Annotated in this window: 28 protein-coding genes and 1 pseudogene; 17 read left to right on the top strand and 12 right to left on the bottom strand. The window is 51.8% G+C overall.

Features of this window, described 5'->3' with window-relative positions:
• Positions 1 to 280 (top strand): annotated as a pseudogene (locus AC0QHF_RS24835) (hypothetical protein); the annotation flags it as partial.
• A 13-nt stretch (positions 281 to 293) separates the two neighbouring features.
• Here the strand turns inward: AC0QHF_RS24835 and AC0QHF_RS24830 are convergent.
• Complete coding sequence (locus AC0QHF_RS24830) at positions 294 to 1,397, bottom strand: permease (RefSeq protein WP_324706952.1); 1,104 nt, start codon at positions 1,395 to 1,397, stop codon at positions 294 to 296.
• 648 nt (positions 1,398 to 2,045) lie between these two features.
• On the opposite strand from AC0QHF_RS24830, the gene AC0QHF_RS24825 reads away from it, so the two are divergent.
• Both AC0QHF_RS24825 and amt read left to right on the top strand, forming a co-directional pair.
• A complete protein-coding gene (locus AC0QHF_RS24825; protein WP_324706951.1) occupies positions 2,046 to 3,038 on the top strand; it encodes a calcium-binding protein in 993 nt (330 codons plus the stop codon).
• Between the two features lie 96 nt (positions 3,039 to 3,134).
• Positions 3,135 to 5,642, top strand: coding sequence for an ammonium transporter (amt, locus tag AC0QHF_RS24820; RefSeq protein ID WP_324706950.1), 2,508 nt, complete (start codon positions 3,135 to 3,137; stop codon positions 5,640 to 5,642).
• 110 nt (positions 5,643 to 5,752) lie between these two features.
• Here the strand turns inward: amt and AC0QHF_RS24815 are convergent, their stop codons facing one another.
• The 5 genes from AC0QHF_RS24815 to AC0QHF_RS24795 form a co-directional block, all read right to left on the bottom strand.
• Positions 5,753 to 6,028, bottom strand: coding sequence for a hypothetical protein (locus AC0QHF_RS24815; protein WP_324706949.1), 276 nt, complete (start codon positions 6,026 to 6,028; stop codon positions 5,753 to 5,755).
• Between the two features lie 53 nt (positions 6,029 to 6,081).
• Positions 6,082 to 7,215, bottom strand: a complete 1,134-nt coding sequence (locus tag AC0QHF_RS24810; protein WP_324706948.1) for a hypothetical protein — start codon at positions 7,213 to 7,215, stop codon at positions 6,082 to 6,084.
• Positions 7,216 to 7,729: 514 nt separating this feature from the next.
• Positions 7,730 to 8,143 (bottom strand): type II toxin-antitoxin system VapC family toxin, encoded by a 414-nt coding sequence (locus tag AC0QHF_RS24805; RefSeq protein WP_324706947.1) that lies wholly within the window; start codon positions 8,141 to 8,143, stop codon positions 7,730 to 7,732.
• A complete protein-coding gene (locus AC0QHF_RS24800; protein WP_324706946.1) occupies positions 8,134 to 8,334 on the bottom strand; it encodes a hypothetical protein in 201 nt (66 codons plus the stop codon). Before AC0QHF_RS24800 ends, AC0QHF_RS24805 begins: the two co-directional genes overlap by 10 nt.
• 184 nt (positions 8,335 to 8,518) lie before the next feature.
• Complete coding sequence (locus AC0QHF_RS24795; RefSeq protein ID WP_324706945.1) at positions 8,519 to 8,689, bottom strand: hypothetical protein; 171 nt, start codon at positions 8,687 to 8,689, stop codon at positions 8,519 to 8,521.
• A 63-nt stretch (positions 8,690 to 8,752) separates the two neighbouring features.
• Between AC0QHF_RS24795 and AC0QHF_RS24790 the strand changes: the two genes are divergently transcribed.
• The 6 genes from AC0QHF_RS24790 (at position 8,753) to AC0QHF_RS24765 (ending at position 13,413) form a co-directional block, all read left to right on the top strand.
• Complete coding sequence (locus tag AC0QHF_RS24790; protein WP_324706944.1) at positions 8,753 to 9,007, top strand: hypothetical protein; 255 nt, start codon at positions 8,753 to 8,755, stop codon at positions 9,005 to 9,007.
• The gene (vapC, locus tag AC0QHF_RS24785; RefSeq protein WP_324706943.1) at positions 9,004 to 9,411 is read left to right on the top strand and encodes a type II toxin-antitoxin system tRNA(fMet)-specific endonuclease VapC; all 408 of its coding nucleotides are present in this window, start codon (positions 9,004 to 9,006) and stop codon (positions 9,409 to 9,411) included. The genes AC0QHF_RS24790 and vapC overlap by 4 nt, the downstream gene beginning before the upstream one ends.
• A 709-nt stretch (positions 9,412 to 10,120) precedes the next feature.
• Positions 10,121 to 10,717: a Tll0287-like domain-containing protein gene (locus tag AC0QHF_RS24780; protein WP_324706942.1), complete on the top strand. Its 597-nt coding sequence runs from the start codon at positions 10,121 to 10,123 to the stop codon at positions 10,715 to 10,717.
• Positions 10,718 to 11,218: a DUF3122 domain-containing protein gene (locus tag AC0QHF_RS24775; RefSeq protein ID WP_324706941.1), complete on the top strand. Its 501-nt coding sequence runs from the start codon at positions 10,718 to 10,720 to the stop codon at positions 11,216 to 11,218.
• A gap of 62 nt (positions 11,219 to 11,280) precedes the next feature.
• Positions 11,281 to 11,772 carry a ferritin-like domain-containing protein gene (locus tag AC0QHF_RS24770; RefSeq protein ID WP_324706940.1) on the top strand — a complete coding sequence of 164 codons (492 nt, stop codon included), beginning with the start codon at positions 11,281 to 11,283 and terminating at the stop codon, positions 11,770 to 11,772.
• A 375-nt stretch (positions 11,773 to 12,147) separates the two neighbouring features.
• On the top strand, positions 12,148 to 13,413 hold the full coding sequence (locus AC0QHF_RS24765; RefSeq protein WP_324706939.1) for a valine--pyruvate transaminase: 1,266 nt from the start codon (positions 12,148 to 12,150) through the stop codon (positions 13,411 to 13,413).
• Positions 13,414 to 14,066: 653 nt separating this feature from the next.
• On the opposite strand, the gene AC0QHF_RS24760 is transcribed toward AC0QHF_RS24765, so the two are convergent.
• Positions 14,067 to 15,029 carry a glycosyltransferase family 9 protein gene (locus AC0QHF_RS24760; protein ID WP_324706938.1) on the bottom strand — a complete coding sequence of 321 codons (963 nt, stop codon included), beginning with the start codon at positions 15,027 to 15,029 and terminating at the stop codon, positions 14,067 to 14,069.
• A 77-nt stretch (positions 15,030 to 15,106) separates the two neighbouring features.
• On the opposite strand from AC0QHF_RS24760, the gene ispD reads away from it, so the two are divergent.
• The 3 genes from ispD (at position 15,107) to AC0QHF_RS24745 (ending at position 16,751) form a co-directional block, all read left to right on the top strand.
• The gene (ispD, locus tag AC0QHF_RS24755) at positions 15,107 to 15,799 is read left to right on the top strand and encodes a 2-C-methyl-D-erythritol 4-phosphate cytidylyltransferase (protein ID WP_324706937.1); all 693 of its coding nucleotides are present in this window, start codon (positions 15,107 to 15,109) and stop codon (positions 15,797 to 15,799) included.
• A 222-nt stretch (positions 15,800 to 16,021) separates the two neighbouring features.
• The gene (locus AC0QHF_RS24750) at positions 16,022 to 16,342 is read left to right on the top strand and encodes a nucleotidyltransferase domain-containing protein (protein ID WP_324706936.1); all 321 of its coding nucleotides are present in this window, start codon (positions 16,022 to 16,024) and stop codon (positions 16,340 to 16,342) included.
• Positions 16,343 to 16,355: 13 nt separating this feature from the next.
• A complete protein-coding gene (locus AC0QHF_RS24745; protein ID WP_324706935.1) occupies positions 16,356 to 16,751 on the top strand; it encodes a HEPN domain-containing protein in 396 nt (131 codons plus the stop codon).
• A gap of 252 nt (positions 16,752 to 17,003) precedes the next feature.
• Here AC0QHF_RS24745 and dprA read toward each other — a convergent pair whose 3' ends face one another.
• Positions 17,004 to 18,143, bottom strand: a complete 1,140-nt coding sequence (gene dprA, locus AC0QHF_RS24740; RefSeq protein ID WP_324706934.1) for a DNA-processing protein DprA — start codon at positions 18,141 to 18,143, stop codon at positions 17,004 to 17,006.
• Positions 18,144 to 18,281: 138 nt separating this feature from the next.
• On the opposite strand from dprA, the gene AC0QHF_RS24735 reads away from it, so the two are divergent.
• From AC0QHF_RS24735 to AC0QHF_RS24725, 3 genes are all read left to right on the top strand, one after another.
• Positions 18,282 to 18,875 carry a Uma2 family endonuclease gene (locus AC0QHF_RS24735; RefSeq protein WP_324706933.1) on the top strand — a complete coding sequence of 198 codons (594 nt, stop codon included), beginning with the start codon at positions 18,282 to 18,284 and terminating at the stop codon, positions 18,873 to 18,875.
• Positions 18,876 to 18,914: 39 nt separating this feature from the next.
• The gene (locus AC0QHF_RS24730; RefSeq protein WP_324706932.1) at positions 18,915 to 20,273 is read left to right on the top strand and encodes an FAD-binding oxidoreductase; all 1,359 of its coding nucleotides are present in this window, start codon (positions 18,915 to 18,917) and stop codon (positions 20,271 to 20,273) included.
• Between the two features lie 121 nt (positions 20,274 to 20,394).
• Positions 20,395 to 21,288, top strand: a complete 894-nt coding sequence (locus AC0QHF_RS24725) for a polysaccharide deacetylase family protein (protein WP_324706931.1) — start codon at positions 20,395 to 20,397, stop codon at positions 21,286 to 21,288.
• A gap of 502 nt (positions 21,289 to 21,790) precedes the next feature.
• On the opposite strand, the gene AC0QHF_RS24720 is transcribed toward AC0QHF_RS24725, so the two are convergent.
• Both AC0QHF_RS24720 and AC0QHF_RS24715 read right to left on the bottom strand, forming a co-directional pair.
• Complete coding sequence (locus AC0QHF_RS24720; RefSeq protein WP_324706930.1) at positions 21,791 to 22,021, bottom strand: DM13 domain-containing protein; 231 nt, start codon at positions 22,019 to 22,021, stop codon at positions 21,791 to 21,793.
• Positions 21,948 to 22,466: a peroxiredoxin-like family protein gene (locus AC0QHF_RS24715; protein ID WP_324706928.1), complete on the bottom strand. Its 519-nt coding sequence runs from the start codon at positions 22,464 to 22,466 to the stop codon at positions 21,948 to 21,950. Before AC0QHF_RS24715 ends, AC0QHF_RS24720 begins: the two co-directional genes overlap by 74 nt.
• A gap of 154 nt (positions 22,467 to 22,620) precedes the next feature.
• On the opposite strand from AC0QHF_RS24715, the gene AC0QHF_RS24710 reads away from it, so the two are divergent.
• Positions 22,621 to 23,232, top strand: coding sequence for a cysteine dioxygenase family protein (locus AC0QHF_RS24710; protein ID WP_324706927.1), 612 nt, complete (start codon positions 22,621 to 22,623; stop codon positions 23,230 to 23,232).
• 5 nt (positions 23,233 to 23,237) lie between these two features.
• Positions 23,238 to 24,038, top strand: a complete 801-nt coding sequence (locus AC0QHF_RS24705; RefSeq protein ID WP_324706926.1) for a tetratricopeptide repeat protein — start codon at positions 23,238 to 23,240, stop codon at positions 24,036 to 24,038.
• Here the strand turns inward: AC0QHF_RS24705 and AC0QHF_RS24700 are convergent.
• A complete protein-coding gene (locus AC0QHF_RS24700; protein WP_324706925.1) occupies positions 24,024 to 24,905 on the bottom strand; it encodes a polysaccharide pyruvyl transferase family protein in 882 nt (293 codons plus the stop codon). The two genes, AC0QHF_RS24705 and AC0QHF_RS24700, sit on opposite strands and share 15 nt — an antisense overlap.
• The gene (locus AC0QHF_RS24695; protein WP_324706924.1) at positions 24,902 to 25,933 is read right to left on the bottom strand and encodes a hypothetical protein; all 1,032 of its coding nucleotides are present in this window, start codon (positions 25,931 to 25,933) and stop codon (positions 24,902 to 24,904) included. Before AC0QHF_RS24695 ends, AC0QHF_RS24700 begins: the two co-directional genes overlap by 4 nt.
• Positions 25,934 to 25,940: the final 7 nt, after the last annotated feature.

Here is a 25,940-nt window from a genome sequence, read left to right as displayed (position 1 = left end):
ATTTCTCTCTCCTCTCTCCTCTCTCCTCTTTTCTCCCGACCATCATTTTTGTAACCACACGAGCGCTCTTTGCTATAAATGTTCTGATGAACCTTTAATTACAACTTGGTGTGTCCTCACAGAAACTTCTCATTTACTTTTGCAGCGTTCTGCAAATACCTATGTAGTGGACTGTGTCATCTTAAATGAGGGGATCGGATCTGAATCCACAGGCAAGATGCCCGATGCTCCGTTTGGAATTTTGCCTCATTTTAGCCGAAACGGTCTACTACTGGACTGAATATTGCCCATTATCAATAACTGAGATTGAGGTTGACGGCCAGGGTCAATAAAAAGGTGAGTTGGGCGGCGAGGATCATCAGGTAAATGACCGCCCGGGTGCGGAAAATCGACAGCATCAGGCCGACGGTTTTGATGTCGATCATCGGGCCGAAGACCAAAAAGGCCAACAACGATCCGGTGGTGAATGTGGCGGCGAAGGAGAGGGCAAAAAAGGCATCGACGGTGGAACAGATGGACACCACCCCGGCCAACAACAGCATGGCGAGGATAGAAGAAATAGGGCCGTAACCGAGGTTGAGGATAATTTCTCGGGGGACGGCCACTTGAATCACCGCCGCGATCGCACTTCCGACCACCAGCATTCCCCCCAGTTCCCGAAATTCCTGCACCCCGGTTTCCAACATCATGTTCACCCGTTCCCGGGTAGGGCGGATAAAAATAGACGGAAACGAAACCCCGAACCCTTTTTTAGAGGCGGAAGCCTTTTTTGTCTCCACCGCCATTTTTCCCTCCGCCTTCCACATCGGGACGGACTCCAGACGCATCGGGCCGTCCGACTGGCCGAGGATGTAGGTTCCGGACTGGAGCAGGGAAGACCCCGCGGCGGCGGCTTGGGCGGGCTTTTTTTCGGCTTCAAATTGGGGGATGAGGCGGGCGAGGGCCGGTTGCAGGAACGGCCGCAGGTCTTTTTGGAAGCTGAAAACGTAACCCAAGGTGATGGCGATAATCAGGGAAAAGAGCACCCGCAGCACCACCATTTCCGGTTGCTCCCGAAACGCCACCCAGGTGGACCAGATCACGATGGGGTTGATCGTCGGGGCGGCGAATAAAAATCCGATCGCCGCCGACGGGGGCACCCCCTGAGTCAGCAGGCGGCGGGCGACGGGGACGTTCCCGCACTCGCACACGGGAAACATGAACCCCACCAAACTGCCAAATAGGGCCCCCAAAAACGGATTTTGGGGGATATAATACAGCAGCTTCCGCTCATCCACGAGCCACAGCAGCACGCTCGAAAAGATGACTCCCAGCAGCAGGAAGGGCATCGCCTCCACGAGCAAGCTGAGAAACAGCGTGAAGCCGCTATTGAGTTGACTGATTAGTGTTGGTGACATCCCGTCTCAATCTGGAATTGGGGCACTCGGTCTGCGTCAAAAATCTACGTTGGGATGGTTGACAAGAGAACATCCTGACTATGGTAGCACTAGCGGAGAGAAAAATATAGCGCTGTGCGCTGGGGTGTAGGGTGTAGGGTGTAGGGTGTAGGGATGGGAAATTCCCTTGTCATCAGGATTCCGAGGTTTGTCCCCCTTTCCCAAACTGTAAACAGACGAGCGATCGTTGCTATAGCACTACGAGAGTCGGTTCGGACAGAACCGAACTCCCAAAATCCTGATAGGTGGGAATTTGACACGAGCTGATTGCTCAAAGCTGATGGCTTACTGCTATATATCGCAGGTATCGCGCTCGTCTGTTTACAGTTTCCTGGGAGGGACAAACCTTGAAACCCTTATATCCAGGTGATTTCATTACCCCATTCCCCATTCCCCATTCCCCATTCCCTGCGCGCAGCGCTATATATCCGACAATCGTCAACGGGCGAGGTGCGATCGCTCAAAAAACCTCGCCGTCCGGGTTGTGTGAGAACCGTCCGGAGGGCAAACAACCCGATTCGCAGGAACCAAACAGGACGATCCGGGCGCCGGTCGCCGATTGATATCCGAGCTCGGACAACCTGAATTGCTGCTCGGGAACTTGCCACTATGTTTGACACCGTTTGGAATGCATTTCAGCAGGTGGTTTTACCTGCGGCCAAACCGATTGTCACCACCTTTTTTCCGTCCTACGTCGCCTGGTTCGAGCGGGTGTGGCCGATCGCCGAGCCCTGGGTGCGATCGCTCCTAAATGAGGCGGAAACGGCGATCGCGCCCATTCTGACATCCGCCCAATCGGCTCCCCTTTTGGCGGACTCGGAAGCGTTGACGGGTTATCAAACCTTAATTGAAACCTCCGGCAATTCCTCGCAACTCCACCTCCTCACCGACGAAGTGGACATCCTCGCCCCCGGCCGCTTCGCCCTGGAAATCGCGCCCACGGGGGAAGTTTCGCCGGATTGGACGATCGCGAACCCCGCCGGCATTCTCGCTTTGGACGGGGACGATTTTCTGATCGCCTCTCCCCAAACCGATGTCATGAACGGGAATCGGGGCGACGATCGCCTGTTCGGGTGGGACGGGGACGATTTGATCCGGGGCGGGAAGGGCAACGATCGCATCGGGGGAGACGGGGGCAACGACGCCATCAACGGCAACCGCGATCGCGATGAAATTTGGGGCGGGGAGGGAAACGACCTGATCCGGGGCGGACGGGACGACGACACGCTGCGGGGGGAAGGGGGAGACGATATCCTGCTCGGCGATCGCGGGGCGGATTTATTAGTTGGGGGAAGCGGCGCGGACCGCTTCGTTTTGGCCGTGGACGCGGAGGAGACGGGGGACGACATCCTCCTGGCGGACGTGATCGAGGATTTGAATCCGGCGGAAGGGGACCGGATCGCGATCGTGGCGACGTTTGACGCGGCGGATCTGAGTTTCCAAACCTTTGAACCGACGGAAGCCGTGGCGGGGGGAACCATCATCCGCCAAGCCAGCACGGGAAATGTCCTCGGCGTGGTGCGGGGAATCACCGATACCGCCGTTGTTTCCGATGCGATCGCGATCGTCGCGGCGGACGATCCGGCTCTGATGCTGGGATGACCGCAGACATCGGCCAGAATGGAAAAAAATTAGATAATCGAAAATAGGCTCAATTTTGCCCCCATTTACTGCCGTTTTGAAATCAACTCACCGTTCATGATCGATCTGGTATGGCTGCTGGTCTGCTCCGGTTTAGTCTTTCTGATGCAACCGGGGTTCATGTGTCTGGAGTCCGGGCTGACCCGATCCAAAAATAGCATCAACGTCGCCGTCAAGAACCTCGCCGACTTCGGAATTTCCGTGGGGCTGTTTTGGGCGATCGGCTACGCTTTAATGTTCGGCGCCTCGAAAGCCGGAATTTTCGGCTCGACCCATTTTTTTATCGACATCGGCGATACCCCGAGTCTGGCGGCATTTTTCCTGTTTCAAACCATGTTTTGCAGCACCGCCACCACCATCGTTTCCGGGGCGGTCGCGGAGCGGATGCGGTTCCAAGCCTACCTGATCGTCGCCACCCTCGTCTCCGGTTTGATTTATCCGATTTTCGGACATTGGGCCTGGAACGGCATCGACAGCGGTTCGAGTCTGGGTTGGTTGAGCGCTCTGGGTTTCGTGGATTTCGCCGGATCGACCGTGGTGCACAGCATCGGCGGCTGGGTGGCCCTGGCCGCCTTGCTGGTGATCGGCCCTCGGGCGGGCCGGTTTCCCAAGGGGCAGCGTCCCCGCAAAATTAACGGCTCGAATTTGCCCCTGTCGGTTTTGGGGGCGATGTTGCTGTGGCTGGGGTGGTTGGGGTTCAACGGCGGCAGTACCCTGGTTTTGACCTCGACGGTCCCAATTATCATCGTCAATACGGTTTTGGCGGGGGTGGGGGGGATGTTGAGCGCGATCGCGATCGGGGGGTGGCGAAAGGGGGTCGTCGAGGTGGAATCGATGATCAACGGCTCGATCGCGGGACTGGTGGCGATTACGGCCTCCTGTCATGTGGTGGGGACGGCCCAGGCGGTGGCGATCGGGGCCGTGGGATCGGCGATCGCGATGGGGGTGTCCCGGCAGTTGGTCCGCTGGCGTATTGACGACGCGGTGGATGCGGTCGCCGTCCACGTCGGGGCGGGGGTGTGGGGAACCCTGGCGGTGGCGTTTTTCGGGCGCCCGGAGTTGCTCCAGACGGGGTTGAATCCCCTCGCCCAATTGGGGGTGCAACTTCTGGGAATTGCGAGTGCCGGAATATGGGGTTTCGGCCTCAGTTTGATATTACTCTTTTTCATCGATCGCCGCGTCCCGTTGAGAATTTCCCCCGAGGGGGAACAGGTGGGATTGAACATTTCCGAGCACCGGGCGAAGTCGGAGATTTACGAACTGTTTCAGGTGATGGATTTTCAGGCGAGAACCAAGGATTTGAGTTTGCGGGTTCCGGTGGAACCGTTTACGGAGGTCGGGCAGATCGCCGAGCGCTACAACCAGGTGATGGATGCCTTGGAAGAGGCGGTGCGGACGACGGATGCGATCGTGGAAACGGCGACGGATGCGATTCTGACGTTTGCGGTTTCTCCGCTGATTATTTTGACGGCAAATCCCAGTGCAGAGAAGGTGTTTGGTTATTCCCCGGAGGAGTTGATCGGCATGGAGATCGGCCGATTGGTGAGTGCGGATGTCGATTCTGCCAATGCGGATGATTTCTCAATTTGGAATTGGCTCGAAACCGGATTGCAAGAGGGGATCGGGTGGCGGGCGGACGGTTCCGGGTTCCCCGTGGAAGTGGCGGTGACGGAGGCGAAATTGGGGGCGCGATCGCTGTTGATCGGCACGTTTCGGGATATCAGCGATCGCAAACAAGCGGAAGCATCCCTCGCCTCGGCTTATCGAGAAATTCAAGTTTTAAACGACCGCCTCCGGGCCGAAAATCAATCCCTCAATTTGGAGTTGGAAATAACCCGTCGCCTACAGCATTTGTTACTCCCCACGGAAGCGGAATTGCAACAAATTAAAAATCTGGATATCGCGGGTTACATGGAACCGGCGACGGAAATCGGCGGGGATTATTACGACGTACTCGCCTCTGGGGGAGGGTTGACGATTTGCATGGGGGACGTCACCGGACACGGCTTGGAAAGCGGCATGGTGATGTTGATGGCACAGACGGCGGTGCGGACGCTTTTGGAGGCGGGAGAAACGGACCCGGTGCGCTTTTTGGATATCCTCAACCGCACGATTTATTTGAACGTGGTGCGGATGAATTGCGACAAAAATATGACTCTGGTATTGTTAGATTATCAGGATGGGGAATTGCGCGTCTGCGGCCAGCACGAGGAGGCGATCGTGGTGCGGAAAAATGGCGCGGTGGAGCGCATCGAAACCATCGATTTGGGATTTCCCATCGGTTTGGTGGACGACATCAGCGAGTTTATCAACCACTTTACCACCCACCTCAATCCGGGTGATGTTGTCGTTCTATATACGGACGGAATTACGGAGGCGGAAAATAGCGATCGCGTCCACTACGGCATCGAACGTCTCTGCGAAATTGTCTCCCAAAACCGCGATCGTACCGCCACCGACATCCGACAGTCGATCATCGATGACGTCCTGGAGCACATCGGCACCCATCAGGTTTACGACGACATGACGCTGTTGGTGTGCAAGCAGCGGGCGCCCGTTGTGTAGGGGCGAATGGCGATCGGTCTTAATCAAGTCGGCAAGCTGACGCGGTTCTCGAGTTGGGAGTTTGGTGCGATCAATTTCTTACCATTTGGATTCTCCTTCAACTAACTTAGTTATTCCAAAAATTGTTGGTAGGCAAACTTTGCAGCCATGCCTATGGGCAGGCTAATTCCCCAGATGACGGCAGATTGAATGATTCTGAGGTTTGCACCGGGTAGCCAATGTGAAAATCCCAAGCCAATCAGGAGCATTACCACAATGACAAAGAGGGAATATAGAAGAATTTTCCGATTGAATGCAGCGACAAATCCCAAAAAGCCGAATATAATGACGAATGCTAAAGCGAATGAATTTAGCATTGGATTAATGGCATCTGCAATTTTATCCATGTTTTGCTCTTTTTATTCGATATTATTTGCCAAGACTAAAGAAATTTTCAATTTTAGAGCCACCCAATTTTGTGAAGGATTTCATCTGTAATAATCTCAAAGGGCTGATCGTTGCTTTTTCGGGTCAGAACTTGAATATTTCCGAACCTAAGCGTCCCACCAATAGCGTAGCAATACTTAAATAAGAGAATATCCTCAATTCCGTCACCATTGAAATCCGCTCTCGCAACTTCGGTCAAATGTTGTCCAATACCATCATTCTGATTTTCAATTCTGATAAAGTTGAAGCCAGCACCCGTAATTTTAATACAATTTTCAGATAATTTATCATTATAAGTCGATTGATTGTCGTGACTGTAGAAAGGAAATAGTGAGATAGGTATAAGCCTTGGATCTAAACCAATTCGAGGCTTATCAATAAAACTTGTTGTAGGTGGCGAAGCTTCTTTTATAGCCTTGAGTAAACCACACTGATACTCCAAGCAAATACCCATGTTCGCATCGCTACTTTTTGGAAAATAAAAGCCTCTTTTTTTTGCATAATCATACTCTTCGCAGGTACATATATAACACCTTTCACCTTTTTTGTTTTCCATTTCAACATCGTTGATAAAACTATCATTTCCGAAGCGAATAGGTTGTTTGATAAAATCATTTATATCCGACTTTTTGAGTGAGCTTATGTCATCATAATTGGCGAATTTAATACTTTCTAACAAATCAAATATTCCTTGACTGTTTTTGTAGCTTTCTATAATTGAGGTCATTTCTACAAGAGAAATTTGTCCTGCTTCCAGATGTTGGGCAGTTTTTTTTATCGGATTAATTCTAGAATTTTGTTTTTTAATTTCTTCTATCTTCTTTTCTATTTTTGGCTTCTCTTTTTCCGTAAAATCAAGAAAAAATTGCAGTCTCTTGTCGTCGAAAGTTCGACCGCCTTTTTTCCCATTCCAAGAATTTTTACAAGGTACAAGATTCTCGTATCCATAAATGTCAAAACTTGGAGGTAATCCCAGCCTGGTTTTGAGTGACTCCAGTTCTTCCGGCTTGTTTGCTAAGTGTTCTGGGATAACATGATCTATCTCAAGCTCATTGTACGGCAGCGGTTCTCCAGTATAAAAGCATTTTTTTTTGTATACCTGCCAAATTGCTTCTCTCTGCACTTCTGAGATCCATTGTTTTGACATAGCCAATAATCCTCTTGTTTAAACGTTAGGTTGATTGATCGCCCTCGTAGGAATATTGTTGAAACTCCCCGAAAATGTCGGCGATATTTCGGGCGCTGCTACCCAGTTCTGCGATCACATTGCATTAAGATTGCAACAGTGATAACACCGAGAAACCGGATTTCTGTGAGCATCTTCCGTACCCCACCCGAGACTCGGATAGAAACCCGGTTTCTTCACCGCAAAAATTTAGATATACTTTAGCCTATCAAAACTCGTTCCATTTTCCAATGGGAAAAACGTAAATTTTCGTTAAGCGCGATCGCACCTGAAAAGCCGAGGACAGTTCGCCCCAAACTCCCCACCTGGCATCCCGGAGGGCGAAGCCGATGAGTTCGGCTCGGGTTTCGGATTCGTTCAGATCGGTGGACCGTAGATTTGCATTAAAGCACTTTTAGGCTGAGTTGATGGGGGTTTCGGGCTTTTTATGTCGCTCATCTGGATTTGCGTTAAAGCACTTGGGTTTTTGTTTGATTCAGGAGGTTGAGTTGTCGGGTTTGGGAATGAGTTCGATCAATCCAGTCCGAAATTCCGGATCGTGGGTCATCACGGGGATGGCTTCCAGTTCGGCTTGAGCCATAATCATGCGATCGAAGGGATCTCGGTGAGCGATGGGTAAATTACCCGCTCTGAGGGCATGAGCCGAGGTGATGGGAAGTTCGCGAAATTTAGCCCGTTCCAATAGCTGGGGATACTGTTCGACGATCTGTTGGGCTTCAGGGAGTTTGCCGATGCGGTATTTGGTGGCAATTTCCCAGGCGGAAGCACTGCTGATCAATATCTGGTGGCTTGGGTTGCGAATGATGTCCCGACAGAGGGCGTCGAGTTTTGGATCGTCAAAGACCCACCACAAAAAAATGTGGGTGTCGAGGAGATATTTTATTCCCATCGTTGCAGTTCTTCTTCGGGTAGGGGGTCAAAAAAACTGTCGCCGAGTGTTCCTGCCAGAAGTCCGGGGGTGCGGGGTTGGTCGATTTCTCGACTCAATCCGAGGCGGAAATAGTGAATGAGATCGTAAATTTCCGCGAGTTTGTCTTCGGGGATGTCTCGGAGTTCTTGGATAATTTTTTCAATGAGCATTTTTCGAGTTGAAAGTTAATAGTGGGTTGGCTGGCTTTCAGGTTGTGGGCGGCTGTTATCTCTTTTTCGCTCTTTTTGAGGAGTTGTACAACACCGAGAAACCGGGTTTCTGTGAGCATCTTCCGTTCCCCACCCGAGACTCGGATAGAAACCCGGTTTCTTCCCCGCGAAAATTAGATATACTTTAGCCTATCAAAATTCGTTCCAATTCCCAATAGGGAAAACGTAAATTTTCGTTAAGCGCGATCGCCCCCAACTCCCCCCGGCAGCGCTCCGGGTGAGCTAAATTTGCCCAAACCGCGATCGCACCCCCGCCAAAATCCGACATTCGATCGTCGATGACGTCCTGGAGCACCTGGTGAGCCGGCGAAGCTGATGCTAACCTAGAGAGTAGCTCTACAGATAAGGACGATCGCTCATGCAAATTATAAAATTGAAAGCCAAGGTTGACGCCGAAGGCGAAGTCACTATAAAAATGCCTCAAGATTTAGCCAATCAAGAGTTAGAGATTGCGATTGTCTATCAGCTTGTTTCTCCCGAATCTTCAACTCAAACGCCCGAATCTTTGGGGTGGCCGTCCGGTTTTTTTGAGCAAACCGCAGGTTGTTTGGCGGATGAGCCGTTGGTTAGATATCCCCAAGGTGAATATGAAAACAGGGAGCCAATCGAGTGATTTATTTGTTGGATACTAATGTTTGTATTATTTACCTGAACCGTCGCAATTCCCGAGTACAGCAACATCTAGAACGGTTATCTCCAGGTGATATTGCCGTCTGTTCTGTCATCAAAGCCGAATTGTTTTATGGGGCAATGAGAAGCTCAAATCCAACTCGGACGTTGGCACTCCAGGAAGCATTTTTAAGTCAATTTGTGTCCTTGCCGTTTGATGATGCAGCCGCCAATGCTTTTGGAAGGATTCGCGCTCAGTTAGCAGCTTTAGGAACGCCGATCGGACCTTATGATCTCCAAATTGCGACGATCGCTTTGGCCAATAATTTAATTTTGGTGACTCATAATGTCGATGAATTTAGACGAGTACAAGGGTTACAAATAGAGGACTGGGAAGCGGAGGGGTGAGATGGGATAAATAATGTTTTAACTCGCGGGACGACTCAACCCCTGTCACCAGGGTAGCCCGAAGGAAATCATCAAATTGGCTGGCAACCCGTGCGATCGCCGACTCGCCTCGCGATCAATATATTGGAGAACTGCAACAGCCGAGAAACCGGGTTTCTAGGAGCATCTTCCGTTCCCCACCCGAGACTCGGATAGAAACCCGGTTTCTTACCCGCGAAAATTAGATATCCTTTAGCCTATCAAAATTCGTCCCAATTCCCAATGGGGAAAACGTAAACTTTCGTTAAGCGCGATCGCACCTGAAAAATTGCCCCGATCGAGTCCACTTGAGTGGACTTTTGCTATTAGCCTTGAAATTCATTTCAAGGCGGGGTTCAAATTGGCAGATCAGTTCTAACTGTGTAGGCGGGTTTGTTTTGGCTGTATTCGACCAATATTTCCTGTATAATATCGCGATATATTTCTAATTTTTCCATTCCGCGATCGCCTCCTCTTATGGTTCATAGATGATCAATTTAATTTGATTCTCCTCAACCATCATTTTGGCAAAATCTCAAGATCACATAAAAATTCAGGGCCGTTCGTCGTCGGGCTTCAGCCCCGAACCGCCGACCCGACCCATTTTCCCCTCGGGGGGGGGTTGACAAGGGCGACGATTTAAAATAACTTTATAACTGATTAGTTGAATAATGATTAACGGGACACGATTATGCTGAAACCACTGTATCGATGGATGTTCGGGCTGTTAGCCGCCGCCTTCCTCCTGGGGAGTCTCCCCGCCCCGGCTCATGCCGCCGTCGATCCCGGGGAACTGGCCAAAGCCGTCCAGGAAATTGAAAATCTGGACGGACTGCGGTCGGGTTTGGCGTCCACCCTGGAAGGACGGACCGAACCCCCCACCGGACAGACGTTTAAAGAAGTCTGCAAACCCGTGGGGATGCAAGCCAAAAAACTCAGCCAAGAAAACGGATGGAAAGTCAAACAGATCGCCAATAAATACCGCAACCCGGCCCACGAACCCGACAATTTACATTCTAAAATGGCGCTGGCTAAATTTGAACAAAATCCCGAATTGATGGGCTTCTGGGAGCCGGAAACCCTGGACGGGCAACCGGGAATCCGCTACTACCGCCGCATCAATGTGGAAGCCAGTTGCCTCGGCTGTCACGGGGCAAAAGAGAGCCGCCCGGAGTTCGTGAAGAATAAGTATCCCCAGGATTTGGCGTTCGATTTCAAAGAAGGGGATTTGCGGGGGATGTATGCGGTGTTTATTCCCGAACTGAAAGCCGCGTTAGAGGAGAACTGAATGAAAGCCAGGAAAATTATCTCGATTTTGTTGTTAATTATCCTGCCGCTGCTGCTGATTGTTGGGACTCCCGAACCCGCGATCGCCGCCATTCGGGAGCAGCAAGAAGCCCCCGGACAGATGCTCTATCAATCTCGCCATACCCTCAGAGACAATACGGGGAGTTCCTGGCAGTTGATTCTGTTCAAGCGGATCAAAAATGGCGAGGTTGAGAATGTCAATTTGCGGCTGGTGGGGTTTCCCGATGCCGCCGAAGTTGCCCACCCCCAACCCTTGAAAATAACCACATCTCGGGGGACGGTTTTTGAGGGGATCGACGAGTTCGCGGAAAAGGCACCGGCGCCCAATGTCGGACAGTACAATTTGACGGAGATTTTGCCGCAACTCTCGAAAACCGAGGGACTCGAACTGAATGTAGCGATCGCCGGGGATAAAAACTGTGCGATCGCCGTTCCGATTCCCGTGGTTTTGGAGTGGAAAGAAATCGCCGGTAATGTTTAGTTTTGGGGTACAGGCAAGATGCCTGTACTACCCTGTTTTTCTCAAAAATTCAGTTGAGAGCCATGAAAATCAATTTCCAAATTCCAATTCTTTCTCTATCTCTGTTTTTGGCGATGGTTTTTGCCGGGGCGGGATTCAGTGCTTCTCCCCTCAAACCCGAAGAAGAACAGGCTTTAAAAGAGGCGATCGCGGACGAGTACAAAGCCCGGGCATTCTATCAAGCCACCATCGATCGCTTCGGGGAAATTCGGCCTTTTAGTAATATCATAAACGCCGAAACTCGACACGCCGAAATGGTGGCAAATCTGTTTGTCCAATATGGTTTGCCCGTCCCGGAAGACTCCTACGCGGGAAAGGTGGCGGCGCCGGAAAGTTTGCTCGCCGCCTGCGAAGCCGGGGTACAATCGGAAATTGAAAATAAGGAACTGTACGATCGCCTTTTAGTGAATGTCAGCCAACCGGATATCCGTCTGACATTGGAACGGTTGCGAGACGCATCTCAAAACAATCATTTACCCGCCTTTGAACGCTGTCAGCGACGGTATTCCCGTTAAATTACGGATGGTAAATTTGCCGACATTTGCCATTCATTTCGAGCGGGGGACGGGTGGAAAGCGGGACAATTTAAGATTTCCGGGTTTTCCAACTCATCCCCCGTTTACAAGTCAAAAGTCAAAAGTTAAAAGTCAAAAGTATGACTTCTTGAGGAGAGAGGAGAGAGAAATTTTTTCCTCACCCCTCAACAGGGGGAGGTTTTTGACCCAATTTTTTGAAGAGATAATGAAAATTTTCAAGTCTGGAGTCGGGTACAGCCGAATGGAGTTGTCGCCAACGAGAGTGAGACAAAATCAAAACTGGCACTGTTCCTTCCCGAGTGTCCCCCGGTCTGGTTAAAATTTATCGGAGGTTAACCTTTAGGTGATCGCGCTATGAATCCTGCCCTGACTCAGTTTGGCGATCGTATGTCCCGATTGACGGGAGTGCGAGCGATTATGAAAGATATTATCGAAACCCTGCGATCGGGGAAAGGCCAAGAATTTATCAATTTGAGTGCCGGAAACCCCGTCCTGCTGCCCGAGGTGGAACAGTTGTGGCGGGAGTGCACTGAACAACTCCTGTCGAGTCCGGAATACGGGGAAGTGGTGTGCCGCTACGGTTCGAGTCAGGGCTACCAGCCGTTCATCGACGTGATCGTAGAAGATTTTAACTCCCGCTACGGGTTAAATTTGAGCGATCGCAACGTCCTCGTCACCCCCGGCAGTCAGTCCATCTACTTCTACGCCGCCAACGCCTTCGGGGGCTACACCACCGACGGACAACTCAAACAAATCGTCCTCCCCCTGAGCCCGGACTATACCGGCTACGGCGGCGTGAGTTTGATCCCGGAAGCGGTGTTCGCCTACCAACCCACCCTGGAAATCGATGCCGCCGCCCACCGGTTCAAGTATCGCCCCGACTTCAGCCAACTGGCGATCGATGACAATACCGGTTGCGTCATCTTTTCCCGCCCCTGCAACCCCACGGGCAACGTCCTCACCCAGGAAGAAGTTGAAAAAATCGCCGCCCTCGCCGCCCCCCACGATGTGCCCGTGTTCGTCGATTCCGCCTATGCCCCGCCCTTTCCAGCCCTCAATTATACGGACATGACACCGGTATTTGGCGAGAATATCGTCCACTGCATCAGCCTCTCCAAAGCCGGACTTCCCGGGGAACGGTTGGGAATTGCGATCGGAAATGAAACTATCATTCAAGTGTTGGAAGCCTTTCAAACCAACGCCTGCATCCACTCCCCCCGCTACGGACAAGCGATCGCGGCGCGGGCGATCGGATCGGGGGCCCTGGCGGATATTTCGGCGGAGGTGATCCGCCCCCACTACCAACATAAATTTACCGTGTTGGAAGCCACGTTGGACGCGGCTATGCCCGCTGATTTGCCCTGGTTTTTGCACCGCGGCGAAGGGGCGATTTTCGCCTGGATTTGGTTCCAAGATCTGCCCATCAGCGATCGGGAATTGTATCAGGAATTGAAAAAAGTCGGTGTGATTGTCGTCCCGGGCAATTCATTTTTCCCCGGTTTGAAACAGGAGTGGCCCCACAAACAGCAGTGCCTCCGCATCAGCCTGACGGCGACAGACGAGGAAATTGCGGAAGGGATGAAGCGTCTGGCCGGGGTGGTGCGGCGAATATATGGATAATTGATAATTGATAATTGATAATTGATAATTGAAGAAACTGCTCAAATCATCGATCGATGATTGGGGAGTTTGTATGGCAACCGCTGAGGTGGTGAGGACAATCTATGTCCAACCGAGAACACGGCTTGGGAATCAATTCCCCGAGGGCGCAAGCCGTCGCGCCCCTACCCGATCAAATCATCGGTCGATGATTGGGGAGGTTGAAGGAGGGGATAACCCGATCTGATATAGCACTACGAGAGTCGGTCAGGACATGACCGAACTCCCAAAGCCCTGACGGATGGGAATTTGACGCGAGTCCGTCCTGAGCTTGTCGAAGGGCTGATTGCCCAAAGCCTGTCCTGAGCTTGTCGAAGGGCTGATGGCTTACTGTTATATCGAAAGTCAAAAATTCCCGATTCCCTATTCCCTACTCCCTATTCCCCAAAAAAAAATGCACCCTTCTCGGGGAAGGGCACAGCACAGGGTTGTGAGAGCAATAGCTGAGAACTCGCAAGTTATTCAGCAAGACTTTTTCTATATTCAGGATAGGGGCGATCGCACGCCATGAGCCTCACCCGAACGGAGGGTTTCGCGATCGCCCATTCGGTGGAAGAACAGAAGCCCGCCAAATTGTAGGGGCAGTGCCTCCGCGCCTGCCCATTGACGGAAACTCAGTTGCCCCAGATGCGCTTCAACACCTCATCCGGGGAAATGTCGGCCATATTGCCCGTTTTGGACTTGACCGCGATCGCCCGTTCGCTGGCGGGGAGCAACCTGCGGGGATCGGTGGGGCCGAACAGGGCGATGGTGTAAGTGCCCACGGCGACAGCCAGATGCATGGGGGCGCTGTCGGTGCACACCATCAGGTTAGCCGCGGCGATGAGGGCGGCGAGTTTGCCGATATCTTCCGGTTCCGTCACCTTCACCTGGGGACAGCGGCTCGTGAGTTCCGCGATCAATTCCTCATCCTCGGGTCCCTTGACCACGACGACGGGCAAATTGGGCTGCCGCTGTTGGATATCCTGAATGATGGCCTGCCAGCTTTCGACGGGATAGATCTTGTCGATGCCCTTGCTGAGGGCGAGACGACTCGAACCGCCGTGGATGAGGATGTAGCCGCTCTCCTTGACGCCGAGGCGTTCCTGTTCGCGATCGGCCCAAGTCAGGTCGGATTTGGGGACGTTGATGGCTAGTCCCGCGAAGGGGGTGATGATGTCCAACCCCTGCAACAGGTCGTGATACATCTGGGCGGCGTACTGTTCCGCCTTCAGGGGGACGGCATCCGTGAGGAACATCTCCCCGCTGCTGCCCGCGTAGCCGACGCGGTTGGGAATCCCCGTCAGCCACAGTAGCAGGCCCACCGTCCACCGCTGGCCGAGGGAGATGACCACATCGTACTCGCGATCGCGCACGATGCCGATAAAATTACCCCAGTCGGCCAGGGAATTTTGGCCTTTGAAATCGTAGGGGATGACTTCCGAAACCGACTTGCAAACCCGGTAAGCGCCTTTCGCCCTCGGTTCCACGACGACGGAAATTTGGGCTTCGGGGTAAGCCTGCTTCAAGTCGTCCAGGGTGGGGAAGAACAAAATTTGGTCGCCAATCCCGCCTGGGACAAGGGCTAGTATTCTCATCTTTATAGAGTTAATCTACTTATCAGCTTAATTCTAAATGAAGATATTATCACGGACTCAAAACTGACGACCCAATTATGCATTTACTGATTCCCGCCGCCGGAAGCGGACGGCGTATGGGCGCCGATCGCAACAAATTGTTACTGAAGTTGCTGGACAAATCTCTCCTGGGGTGGACTCTGACCGCCGCCGGGGCCTCTGAATCGATTATTTGGATCGGAATTATCGGGCAAAAGGCCGATTTTCCCGACTTCGAGGCGATCGCATCTCAGGTTTCCTTGGATATCCCCGTCGAGTTCGTCGAGGGGGGCAAAACCCGCCAGGAGTCCGTCTACAACGGCCTGCAAGCCCTGCCCCCGGAAGCCGATCGCGTTTTGATCCACGACGGCGCCCGCTGTCTGGCCACCCCCGCTTTGTTCGATCGCTGTTCGCAGGTGTTGCGATCGTGTCCCGGCCTGATCGCGGCGGTCCCCGTCAAGGATACGATCAAAGTGGTGGGGAACTACAACTTAATTGAAGATACCCCCGATCGCGCCCAGTTGTGGGCCGCCCAGACGCCCCAGGGGTTCGAGGTGCAGTTGCTTAAAGAATGCCACGAAAAGGGGCGTCATTTGGGATGGGATGTGACGGACGACGCTGCTTTATTTGAACGCTGCGATCTGCCCGTCCGCATCGTCGAGGGGGAAGAAACTAACTTAAAAGTGACGACTCCGGTGGATTTGCGAGTAGCTGAATTTATCCTGCGAGAACGGTTGGCGATCGGGCAGTAATATCCAATCCACTTGAATGCTCGGAACAAAACGGGTTGGATATCAAGACCCCTTGGAAATCAATTCCCCGAGGGCGCAAGCCTCGCGCCCCTACCAGGCAAAATCATATTCAGATGATTGAGGAGGTTTCAGGAGGGAAAAACCGGATCTGATACAAGTCAAACGGTGGGGGCAACCGTCTCTGGTTGCCCGAGTTATATACAATTGGCAGATGGAGAAAAAATGAACAATGAGATTGTTAATATCCTGAAAAAACTCAAAACCGAATTCGAGAAACTTTATCAAAGTCGCCTGGTCACTTTAATTTTATTCGGTTCCCAAGCCAGAGGAGACGCGGAATCCGGTTCGGATATTGATGTCTTAGTCGTACTCAAAGGCACCGTTCAAGTCGGGACAGAAGTCAAACGAACGGGTCAAATTATCGCCGATTTATCTTTGCAACATGATGAAGTGATCAATTGCATCTTCATGGAAGAAGATTATTTTTTAAACCGTCAAGGGCCTTTATTGAGGAATATCCGAAAAGAAGGTATTTTACTCTAAGTTTAATTGAGACATGACTGAAGATCAACTGGAATTATGCTTGAAAGCGCGACAAAGTTTAAATGCGGCTCAAGTTTTATTGAATAATGGATTTCCAGATTATGCGGCATCTCGCGCCTATTATGCAATGTTTTATATTGCCGAAGCTTTTTTGGAAGGGGAGGGGATGTCTTTTTCCAAACATTCGGCCGTGATTTCCGCTTTCGGTCGAGATTTTGCCAATACTGGCAGAATTCCCGTGCCATTTCATCGTTTTTTAATTGAAGCTCAGAATTTGCGAAATTCCGGAGATTACGGGGGCTTAAATTCCGTCACCAATAAAGAAGCAGAAGAGCAAATCAATCGCGCCATACAGTTTTTAGAATTGGCGGAACAACAGCTCGGTTCTTTTGATATCGAAGATCGTTAAATAAAAAATAAATTAAAGTAAATTATCGTATAATATTCGATTATTTTACCGCATAATCTTTCCAATCCTCTTCAGAGGATTTTGGCTGGTAGGGGCCCCTGGCTTGCGCCCTCGGGGAATTGATTCACAAGCGGTGCGGATATATAACCAGCTTTCTCCGGGTATTTAATCAAATTTGATTCAACCCAACTGTGGGGGCAACCGTCTCTGGTTGCCAAAAAAACACATCACGCCCAAAAAAAAATCGATCAATCACTTTCGCTCATACCTCATCCCCGGAAGCTGCGTCACAAACCCCAACAATTCCAACTGTAATAAAAGACCCGAAACCGTCCCCGCATCCATCCCAGACTGTTCCACAATCAGATCGAAAGGCGTCGGTTCGGGCGCGATCGCATCCAATATCTTCAACAACTCCGGCGCCAAATTCGGCCGTTCCGGTTCCGATTTCGGCGGCGGTTCCGGTTCAAACAAAGGCAATTGGACGGGGACATCCAACTGCGGAATCGCCCCCAACTGTTCCAAAAGCTGGTCGAGATCCACCGGAATTACCCCCGCCCCGCCGTCAATTAACTTCAGACAGCCGTGGGATTTTTCATCGTCCAAACGTCCCGGCAAAACGTAGACATCCCGACAAAAATCGTTGGCGATGTGGGCGGTAATTAGAGCACCCGATCGCTGCGGGGCTTCCATTACAAATACCGCCCGACTCAACCCGGCGATGATGCGGTTGCGGCGGGGAAAATTGCGGGCGTTCGGTTTGGTTCCGCTGGGAAATTCACTGATTAATAAACCCGACTCCATCACCCGTTCGCAAAGGGGTCGATTTTCCTTGGGGTAGGCGATGTCAACCCCCGTCCCCAAAACGGCGAGGGTTCGCCCTCCCGCGTCCAAACAACTGCGGTGGGCTTCCGTGTCGATGCCCGCCGCCATGCCCGAGACGATCGCGAATCCGCTGCGGGTGAGGGTGGTGCTGATTTTGCGGGTCCAGCGGCGTCCGTATTCGGTGGGGTTGCGGGTGCCGACGATCGCAATTGTCGGTATTTTCCCTTGAATTTCGTCGGGGTTCGTGATGCCCCGGTAGTACACAATGGGCGGCGGGGAGGGAATTTCTAGCAGCAAACGGGGATAGTCGGCGTCGGCGGGAGTCCAGAATTTTGGGTTTTTTTCCAGGTGTTTCTCGAACAGTTGGGCAGGTTCGAGTTGCGATCGCTCTCCGGCGACTTTCTCCACCGTCTGTTTTCCGAACCCTTCCACGCGACGCAATTCGGCGGCGGGGGCTTCCCAGGCAGCTTTGAGTGTGCCGAACTGTTCCTGGAGTCGTTGCAGTGCGATCGGGCCGATTCCCGAAATTTGCGACCACGCCAGCCAGTAGACCCGTTCTTCGGACATTTTTCCCAGTTGATTCTGAACCCTTAGATTAATTTATCGCAATTTGATGGAATTGGGGAATGAACCACAGAGGCACAGAGGACACGGAGGATTGATGGGGAGAGTATAATAAATGGACGATCGCGATCGCATTTTACCATGACTCAAGCTAAACTCGAAAATCCTCCATCTTCCGATCAGCGGATCATCCATTCCGGTCTGAACTGGGAACAGTTTAAACTGATTCAGGCGGGTTTCGCAGAGTCGCGGCGGGTGAGGCTGTTTTACTCGGACAATACCATCGAAATTATTATGCCGGGGCGGGAACACGAGTTTTTTAAAACTATCATAGGGATGTTGATAGAGTTGTTTTGTTTGGAAACGGAAACGGAATTTTATCCCCTCGGTTCCACTACCCAAGAACGGGAGGGGGAAGTCGCCGTCGAACCGGATGAGTCCTACTGTTTTGGCGAATTGAAAAATAGACCGGATTTGGCGATCGAGGTCGTTTTGACCAGCGGCGGCCCCGACAAGTTGCACCGCTACCGATCGCTCGAAATTCCCGAAGTTTGGTTCTGGCGAGAGGGTACATTTCATCTCTATCACCTGCGGGGTTCGGATTACGAAGACATTGTCCGCAGCGAAATCCCGGAATTGATTAAGCTGGATTTGGAGTTATTCGGACGTTGTGTCTTGATGGCACAAACCTCTCGCCTGGAGGCGGCGAAAACCTTGCGAAATGGATTCAAATAAAATAGAATAGACAGAGATTCCTTGAAAATAACTGCAACCATGACCGCATCCGCCAACCCCCGCAACTGGGATGAATTTTGTGCCGAACTCGGCGATATCGAAACGATCCGCGATCGCGCCCAGGTGGCGAAACTGTCCCAGGACTACAACCATTTCAGCCCGATTTTACAATCAATTCTCCAGGAAAAAATTGGGGATGTCGTCGTCCGTCCCACCTCGGAGGCGGAAGTATTGAAAGTTGCCCAACTGTGTGTCAAACATCGAGTTACCCTCACGGTTCGTGGGGCGGGAACGGGCAATTATGGGCAGTGTGTCCCCCTGGAAGGTGGGGTAATTTTAGACCTGTCAAAAATGAATCAAATTCGCCGCATCGAACCGGGTGTTGCTTGGGTGGAACCGGGGGTTAAACTGGTGGCGATCGACAAACAAGCCCGGGATATGGGGTGGGAATTGCGGATGGTTCCTTCCACCTACCGCATGGCGACTATCGGCGGTTTTATCGGCGGTGGAAGCGGCGGCATCGGTTCGATTAATTACGGACAATTGCGCGATCGCGGCAACCTCCACGCTGTCCGCATCGTCACCCTGGAAGACGAACCGCAGATCGTCGAATTGCGGGGGGATGAGGTGCAAAATGTCAACCACGCCTACGGCACGAATGGGATTATCACCGAGTTAGAAATCCCCCTCGCACCGGCCTATCCCTGGGCGGAATTGATTGTCACCTTCGACGATTTTATGACATCGGCGAAATTCGGTCAAGCCCTGGGCCGGTCGGACGGAATTATCAAAAAATTGGTTTGTATTTGCGCCTGGCCGATTCCGTCTTATTTTGCCCCCTTTCGCGATATTCTTCCCCAGGGCAAACACGCGGCATTGTTGATGGTCGCCGAACCCAGTTGGGAGCCGTTTCAAGAATTGGTCAAAGAATTCGGGGGGGATATCTGCTATCACAAATCGGCTCAAGAAGCGACCAAAGGCACGGCGATCGCCGAGTTTACCTGGAATCATACCACGTTGCACGCCCGCAGCTCCGACTCGTCTCTGACCTATTTACAAACCGGATTTCCCGAGGACCCGGAGTTGAAACTGGTCGAACATTTTTACCATCATTTCGGGGACGAAGTGATCCCGCATTTGGAGTTTGTGAGGTCGGGGGGAAACCTGCGGCCGTCGGGGTTGCAAATTGTCCGCTTTACGGACGAAGCGAGACTGAATGAAATTATCCGCTACCACGAGGAACGGGGGGCGATAATTTTCAATCCCCACACCTATATTTTAGAAGATGGGGGGATGAAAGCGATCGACGTGCGACAATTGCAGTTCAAACAAAAGTACGACCCCCACGGGTTGTTGAATCCGGGTAAAATGCGAGGTTGGTGGGAATCTCAATCTTGATTGAGAAAAAACCAGCTATCCCGGTCTAGGTGGGGCGCGAATCGTTAATTTTTTTAAAACTTTCTGAACGGATACTGAAGCCATAGTAGGATTCTGTTATGCTTTCAGTGATAGAACGTTCATGGCTAAATCTCGCAATTCCCTTCGCTTACTTTCGTTCTTAACCCACACCTCCCTCCGCACTGTCCTGCTGTTGCTTCTGAGTCTGACCCTATCCGCCGCGGCGAAATCTCCCTCGGTTCGCGTCCCGATTTTCGGGTTTCACGACATTATCGATACCACCGATGCGGACAAACAGATGACCCGGCGTCCCCCGGTGAGTACGGATTACCAAAAACGGAATCTCTATCATTTTCTCAATTACCTGGTGGTGAACGATTATTGGTTCCTGTCCAGCCAGGATTTATTCGTCTATTTTATTCAAAAGTCAAAACCGATTCCGCCCGAGTATCGGGGGCGAAAGCCGGTGATGATCACCTTTGACGACGGTTATTCCGGAGTTCACGAAAATGTGCTGCCGATTTTGAAGGATTTGGAGTATATTTATCGAGAAAAAGTCAAAATTGTCGTCTTTGTCAATCCGGCTTACATGGGAGTCAATATCCCGGAATATGTCCCCCACATGAGTTGTGAGGATTTGCGGTACGGATTTAAAAATGGATTTTACGACATCCAATCCCACGGTTATTCTCACCAAAATTTGGCGCGGCTGAATGCCCAGACGTTGCAGTTGGAGTTGGAAAAAGGGAAGTCTAAATTGCGGGAATGTACCCGAGATCTCGATCGCAACCAACTCGTCGGCGCCCACATCGCCTATCCCTTCGGCGCCCTGACGCGACGGGTGGAACGCTACCTTCCCGGCTATCACCTGACGGGGTATCTTTACGATGATATCGTATCCAGACCCGCCCTTCTGAAAAATCCCTTCCGCATTTCCCGTATTCCCGTCAATCTCCGCACCACTCCCCGCGAATTGGTGAATCTCGCCGAAACGGCGACACCGGCGCGGTTCTAATGCATGAAGCGACAGATTTGTCAAATCCCGCAATATAAGTTTACAATCCCCCCTTCAAAATTCGTGTCTCCGGAAACGGGTTTTGCGACAAACTGATTCACCTGTTGACGAAGATATAGGGGTTTCGGGGGAGGGTTTGGAGCGATCGCACACCAAGCCTGAGACTATTATGTTATCAGAACCGCTGAAATGACGCAACTTCGTGGCTAATTGAGAATTATTTTTACACATTTCGTTTTGTTAAGGAGCCAGTTTGATAGAAATATTAAAACTTTAATGCCATAAGTTATTTTTAAAACTTATGGTATCCGATAGGGGATTGAGAACTCGGTTGAACACCTTTTATCTATCTCTAATTTTGACCAAAAATGGCTTTTGTTCGGGGATAATCGGATGGGACTGAACCATCCCTCTTCATCAAACCAGGATGCAATCTTTACGATCAAAATCCGGGATTAAAAAGAGGGATGTATCACAATGGAAGGATAGATGATTTTTTTCCTTATTTACCCGCACAGGGATTGGCACCCGCACAGGGATTGGCACCCGCACAGGGATTGGCATTGTTTGCGGTGCTGCCATCCATAGATGCGTAACCCATAGTCACATTAAATTCCCGACACCAAATCACCACTGAACCATAGTCGGCTGGGTTCACATCATCTGGGATGGCATAGCGTTGAGTTCCATTCAAACTCCAATCGCTTTGTATAATCGGGATCGACAAAAGCATAGACGATTACCCCATCCTGATTGACAACATAAGTTGCAGGTATGGGTAATTCAAAGGTTTGATTTCCGTTAGCCGCCTCCAGATCGATGCCCAACTTTTGATAAATGGGTCGGAGTTTTTCGGGGAGAGTAAACACCAAACCAAACTCCCGGGCGATCGCATTGCCAATATCACTGAGTATTTCAAAAGATAATTGTTTCTTTTCCAGGGTTGAAAGGGCATGACTTGGAGTTTCCGGAGTCAGGGCAACTAAAGTTGCCCCGAAAGTTTTAAACAGGGGAAGCGATCGCTGCAATGCACGCAATTCCAAACTACAGTAGGGACACCAACCGCCCCGATAAAAAGACAGAACCACGGGACCCGATTTCAAGATATCTTGAATTTTAATCGGTTGACCGATCGCATTAGGTAAAACAAAATCAGGGATGGTATCTCCGGGTTTCAAGGCGCGATCGACCCTGGCGTTGTCAGGCCCCTGTCATCGAGGGTTTGAGAATTTCTCAGCCAAAACTCAGGTGAGATCGAGCAATTGATCAGTTTCGGCGACGACGATCGCAGATCAGATCACCTTCTAGAACAGTTGACGGGGTAGAACAGTTATGGTAAACCGAGATCGGTTGGTCATGGATGACGGGCAATGTGTGGAAGTCGAGGCGGTCGAGAGCGATCGCCAGTGGGTGCGTCCCTATCGGCTGTATCGGTTTCTCACCGATTTAGAAGATCTGCTGATAGGAGTCGAAGACAACCCAACCCGACTGCACCTGATTCGTCCCCTGGTGCGGCAGTTGTTGAACAGTTCCGAGTGGCTGCACTATAATTTTTTACCACCCGATACGGCTACAGGCTGGTCTGTTTTGATGCTCTATAATGAACCCGAATTTCCAATCACAATTCAAACAGTCGTTTGGTCCCCCGATCGCGTTTCACCCATCCACAATCACGGCACCTGGGGAGTCGTGGCGATGTTGAGCGGGCAGGAAAAAAATACCTTCTGGCGGCGATCGCCGACCGCCGACCATCCCGATCGCATCGAATGGGTCGGAGAAGAACTTTTAACTCCGGGAGACATTCTCTGTTTGATGCCCGATGCAATTCATCAAGTCGAAGCGATCGGAACCGAACCGACCATCAGCTTTAATCTATATGGCGAAACCGACTTTCAACGACGATTTGAGTTCGATCGCGATCGCCACACCGCCAAAAACTTTTAAAAACCATGAAAAAACCCCAATTATTGCTTACCCTTCTGATACTATTATTGTGCCTCCTGTGGAGTCCGATCGCTCGGGCGGCGACGTCAGATTTGACCCTGGATGAACTCCTGAATCGCGCCTTTTCCACCAGTCAGGCGGGGCAGTTCGCCCGGGCTGAGGACTACTGGAGTCAAATCATCGATCGCTATCCAGACAACCCGGCAATGTGGAGCAACCGGGGCAACGTCCGGGTCAGCCAAAACCTGCTACAGGAGGCGATCGCAGATTTTAACCGAGCCATTGAATTAGCCCCCGATGCCCCCGACCCCTATTTAAATCGCGGCATCGCCTACGAAGGACTCGGACGCTGGGACGACGCGATCGCCGACTATAATCGAGTCTTAGAACTGACTCCCGACGACGCCATCGCCTACAACAACCGGGGCAACGCCGAAGCCGGACGGGGCCGGTGGGAAAATGCGATCGCGGACTATTCCAAAGCCACCGAACTCGATCCCGGTTATGCCTTCGCCCGGGCTAATTATGCCCTCGCCCTGTACGAAACCGGCCAAACCGAAAACGCCATTCGGACTATCAAAAATTTGATTCGGAAATATCCCAATTTCGCCGATATGCGGGCGGCATTAACTGCCTGTTTGTGGGAGAATGGAAAAGTAGGAGAAGCCGAAAGCAACTGGGTGGCCGTCGTGGGACTCGATCCCCGCTACAAAGATCTCGATTGGGTTGCCAACGTGCGGCGCTGGCCCCCGACGCTGGTCGTCGCCCTGGATCGGTTTCTGAATTTACGATCAATGGCGTTTTAATGCTTCCAAGCGGGTTTCAAGTTCGGTCAATAATTGTTCGAGACGGGCGTCCGAGCTCAGTTGGGGGGGCGTATTTTTGGCGATCTGCGACAAATTCTCGGCCACCGAATCCGAAACCGGAAATTGCAGCAGATGCTTGCCCCAGTGGCGACTCGCGGCGATGCCGGAACGGATGCCCCGTCCGTAGCGGGGATAGGGGCTCAGGGGGGGCAGATATCGGGGGCGGTAGGGAACCTCGACGGACCCACACCAGTCCCGCCATTTGAATTCCAAAATTCTGGGGCTGGTGACGACGGGTATCCACCGCACCCGCAGGGCGTCGGCAACGATCGCCCCGTGCATGGCCTCGGCTAAGAGCACCTCGGTTTCGGAAATGGCGGAAATGACGGTTTCCACGGGGTCGGTGGGGTCGATATACCGCCAACCGAGGCGATCGCAAATTTCCTGCCAAACCGGTTTGGCGAAGTTGGCGTGGTGGACGTGGGGCATGAAGGCGAAAGAGTCGCGTTTTTTGGGGGCCGGTTGAAACAGATGCCGGACCAATATTGCCCCGTCAGTGACGGCCATTTGGGGAGGTAAACCGAGCATCCCGGCGGAAAGGGGGCCGCGGACGCAGTGAATTTCCCAGTGGGGCGCGATCGCTTTCAGGGGTCTTTCGTAACCCGCCCCGGTGCTGAAAAAGATGACCCGTTTTGCAGTTTTAACCCGTTCGGGAAGCAAGTCATTTAATAAGGTTCCGAACCCCACAAATATTTCCGTTTCATCCCCGTCGAAAAAACCGGGGAGGAGGTGGGACCACAACTGGGCGTTGAGTTCGTCCCCGAAGTTGGGGAGGTTGTCCCGGCGTCGGTAGTAATAGAGTTTCATGGGTTCCCCACCAAACTGGGAATTTTCAGTTTCGATCGCCCCTTGTCGATGGCGAAGGATAAAAAGTCTGCGGTCAATTTTTTCTGCTGTTCCCAGAAGGATTGAACGCGCCAATTTTCCCAGGCGGGGACGGCGATGGTGGTCAGAAATTTGCGCCATTCTGAGGCGATCGCGTCGGTGCGGATGCGGTGGGTTTGGGCGCAGCCGTTTTGAACCAGTCGATGTCTCAATTCGCGATCGGCTTTCAACCGTTTTAAAGCGGCGATCAATTCCGATGGCGAAGTCACTTCCAAGTAATCCCGATCCGACCATCCCTCAGCGCGAAATGCCGATTCCCAACCCAAAATTGCGGGCACTCCCGCCAACCAACAATTATATAATTTTGTCGCCGGTTTGTAAAGGTAATAATTCTCGGTGCCGAAACTGCGGACGGCGACCACGGCATCGATTTGGGAGTAGTCGTTCCAGGGCACCGTGATGCCCCGGTAGTCGGACCAGTGGTTGCAGTTGATCGCCGGACGCCAGTTCAAACCCAGTTCCTTGAGCTGCCGCTCCCAAGTGGGGTCCAGCAGTTCGGGGGCGAGGTTATTTTGGTGTCCGAAAAAGCCGATATTTTCAAAGCGATCGCCCCGGTGGCGATCGCGGGAAATCAACCCCGGTTGGGTCCAGTGGGGGATGTAGTAGCTGTTGGGAACCGTCAGCATCTCTTGCAGGTTCTGCACGACGTGAAGTTGGGCGTAGGGGTACGGGTCGCCGTCCGCTTTGATGCAGATCAGCAACAAATTTTTCCCCGGTCGGAATCGATATTTGTACTGGTGGAGGGTGTTTCGGTGGGCGAGAACGATCCCTTCCGAGGGCATTTCCGTCACCAGTTGGCAGGGAAAACCGTCCGCTTTCAAACGCAAATAGGTTTGCAGCGTCCAGGCGTGAATGCCGAGTCCAAATCCCGGCCAATTACTTTCGACATCGGCGGGAATTTCTGCCGGCAAATAGCGGGCGGGAATGTAAAAAGAGATGGGCGGTAACATTCGATGA

The organism is Lyngbya sp. CCY1209 (assembly GCF_055795065.1).
The sequence above is the reverse complement of the archived record's forward strand: the minus strand, read 5'-3'. Positions and strand labels throughout refer to the sequence as shown.

Bases quoted from the DNA above. Each gene is read 5' to 3' on its own strand.
- AC0QHF_RS24750 (WP_324706936.1), top strand. From the start codon at position 16,022: ATGAACAATGAGATTGTTAATATCCTGAAAAAACTCAAAACCGAATTC.
- dprA (WP_324706934.1), bottom strand. From the start codon at position 18,143: ATGTCCGAAGAACGGGTCTACTGGCTGGCGTGGTCGCAAATTTCGGGA.
- amt (WP_324706950.1), top strand. From the start codon at position 3,135: ATGATCGATCTGGTATGGCTGCTGGTCTGCTCCGGTTTAGTCTTTCTG.
- AC0QHF_RS24765 (WP_324706939.1), top strand. From the start codon at position 12,148: ATGAATCCTGCCCTGACTCAGTTTGGCGATCGTATGTCCCGATTGACG.
- AC0QHF_RS24805 (WP_324706947.1), bottom strand. From the start codon at position 8,143: ATGGGAATAAAATATCTCCTCGACACCCACATTTTTTTGTGGTGGGTC.
- ispD (WP_324706937.1), top strand. From the start codon at position 15,107: ATGCATTTACTGATTCCCGCCGCCGGAAGCGGACGGCGTATGGGCGCC.
- AC0QHF_RS24770 (WP_324706940.1), top strand. From the start codon at position 11,281: ATGAAAATCAATTTCCAAATTCCAATTCTTTCTCTATCTCTGTTTTTG.
- AC0QHF_RS24695 (WP_324706924.1), bottom strand. From the start codon at position 25,933: ATGTTACCGCCCATCTCTTTTTACATTCCCGCCCGCTATTTGCCGGCA.
- AC0QHF_RS24725 (WP_324706931.1), top strand. From the start codon at position 20,395: ATGGCTAAATCTCGCAATTCCCTTCGCTTACTTTCGTTCTTAACCCAC.
- AC0QHF_RS24710 (WP_324706927.1), top strand. From the start codon at position 22,621: ATGGTAAACCGAGATCGGTTGGTCATGGATGACGGGCAATGTGTGGAA.
- AC0QHF_RS24825 (WP_324706951.1), top strand. From the start codon at position 2,046: ATGTTTGACACCGTTTGGAATGCATTTCAGCAGGTGGTTTTACCTGCG.
- AC0QHF_RS24735 (WP_324706933.1), top strand. From the start codon at position 18,282: ATGACTCAAGCTAAACTCGAAAATCCTCCATCTTCCGATCAGCGGATC.
- AC0QHF_RS24720 (WP_324706930.1), bottom strand. From the start codon at position 22,021: ATGCTTTTGTCGATCCCGATTATACAAAGCGATTGGAGTTTGAATGGA.
- AC0QHF_RS24700 (WP_324706925.1), bottom strand. From the start codon at position 24,905: ATGAAACTCTATTACTACCGACGCCGGGACAACCTCCCCAACTTCGGG.
- AC0QHF_RS24730 (WP_324706932.1), top strand. From the start codon at position 18,915: ATGACCGCATCCGCCAACCCCCGCAACTGGGATGAATTTTGTGCCGAA.
- AC0QHF_RS24810 (WP_324706948.1), bottom strand. From the start codon at position 7,215: ATGTCAAAACAATGGATCTCAGAAGTGCAGAGAGAAGCAATTTGGCAG.
- AC0QHF_RS24800 (WP_324706946.1), bottom strand. From the start codon at position 8,334: ATGCTCATTGAAAAAATTATCCAAGAACTCCGAGACATCCCCGAAGAC.
- AC0QHF_RS24815 (WP_324706949.1), bottom strand. From the start codon at position 6,028: ATGGATAAAATTGCAGATGCCATTAATCCAATGCTAAATTCATTCGCT.
- AC0QHF_RS24780 (WP_324706942.1), top strand. From the start codon at position 10,121: ATGCTGAAACCACTGTATCGATGGATGTTCGGGCTGTTAGCCGCCGCC.
- AC0QHF_RS24760 (WP_324706938.1), bottom strand. From the start codon at position 15,029: ATGAGAATACTAGCCCTTGTCCCAGGCGGGATTGGCGACCAAATTTTG.
- AC0QHF_RS24830 (WP_324706952.1), bottom strand. From the start codon at position 1,397: ATGTCACCAACACTAATCAGTCAACTCAATAGCGGCTTCACGCTGTTT.
- AC0QHF_RS24790 (WP_324706944.1), top strand. From the start codon at position 8,753: ATGCAAATTATAAAATTGAAAGCCAAGGTTGACGCCGAAGGCGAAGTC.
- AC0QHF_RS24745 (WP_324706935.1), top strand. From the start codon at position 16,356: ATGACTGAAGATCAACTGGAATTATGCTTGAAAGCGCGACAAAGTTTA.
- AC0QHF_RS24775 (WP_324706941.1), top strand. From the start codon at position 10,718: ATGAAAGCCAGGAAAATTATCTCGATTTTGTTGTTAATTATCCTGCCG.
- AC0QHF_RS24705 (WP_324706926.1), top strand. From the start codon at position 23,238: ATGAAAAAACCCCAATTATTGCTTACCCTTCTGATACTATTATTGTGC.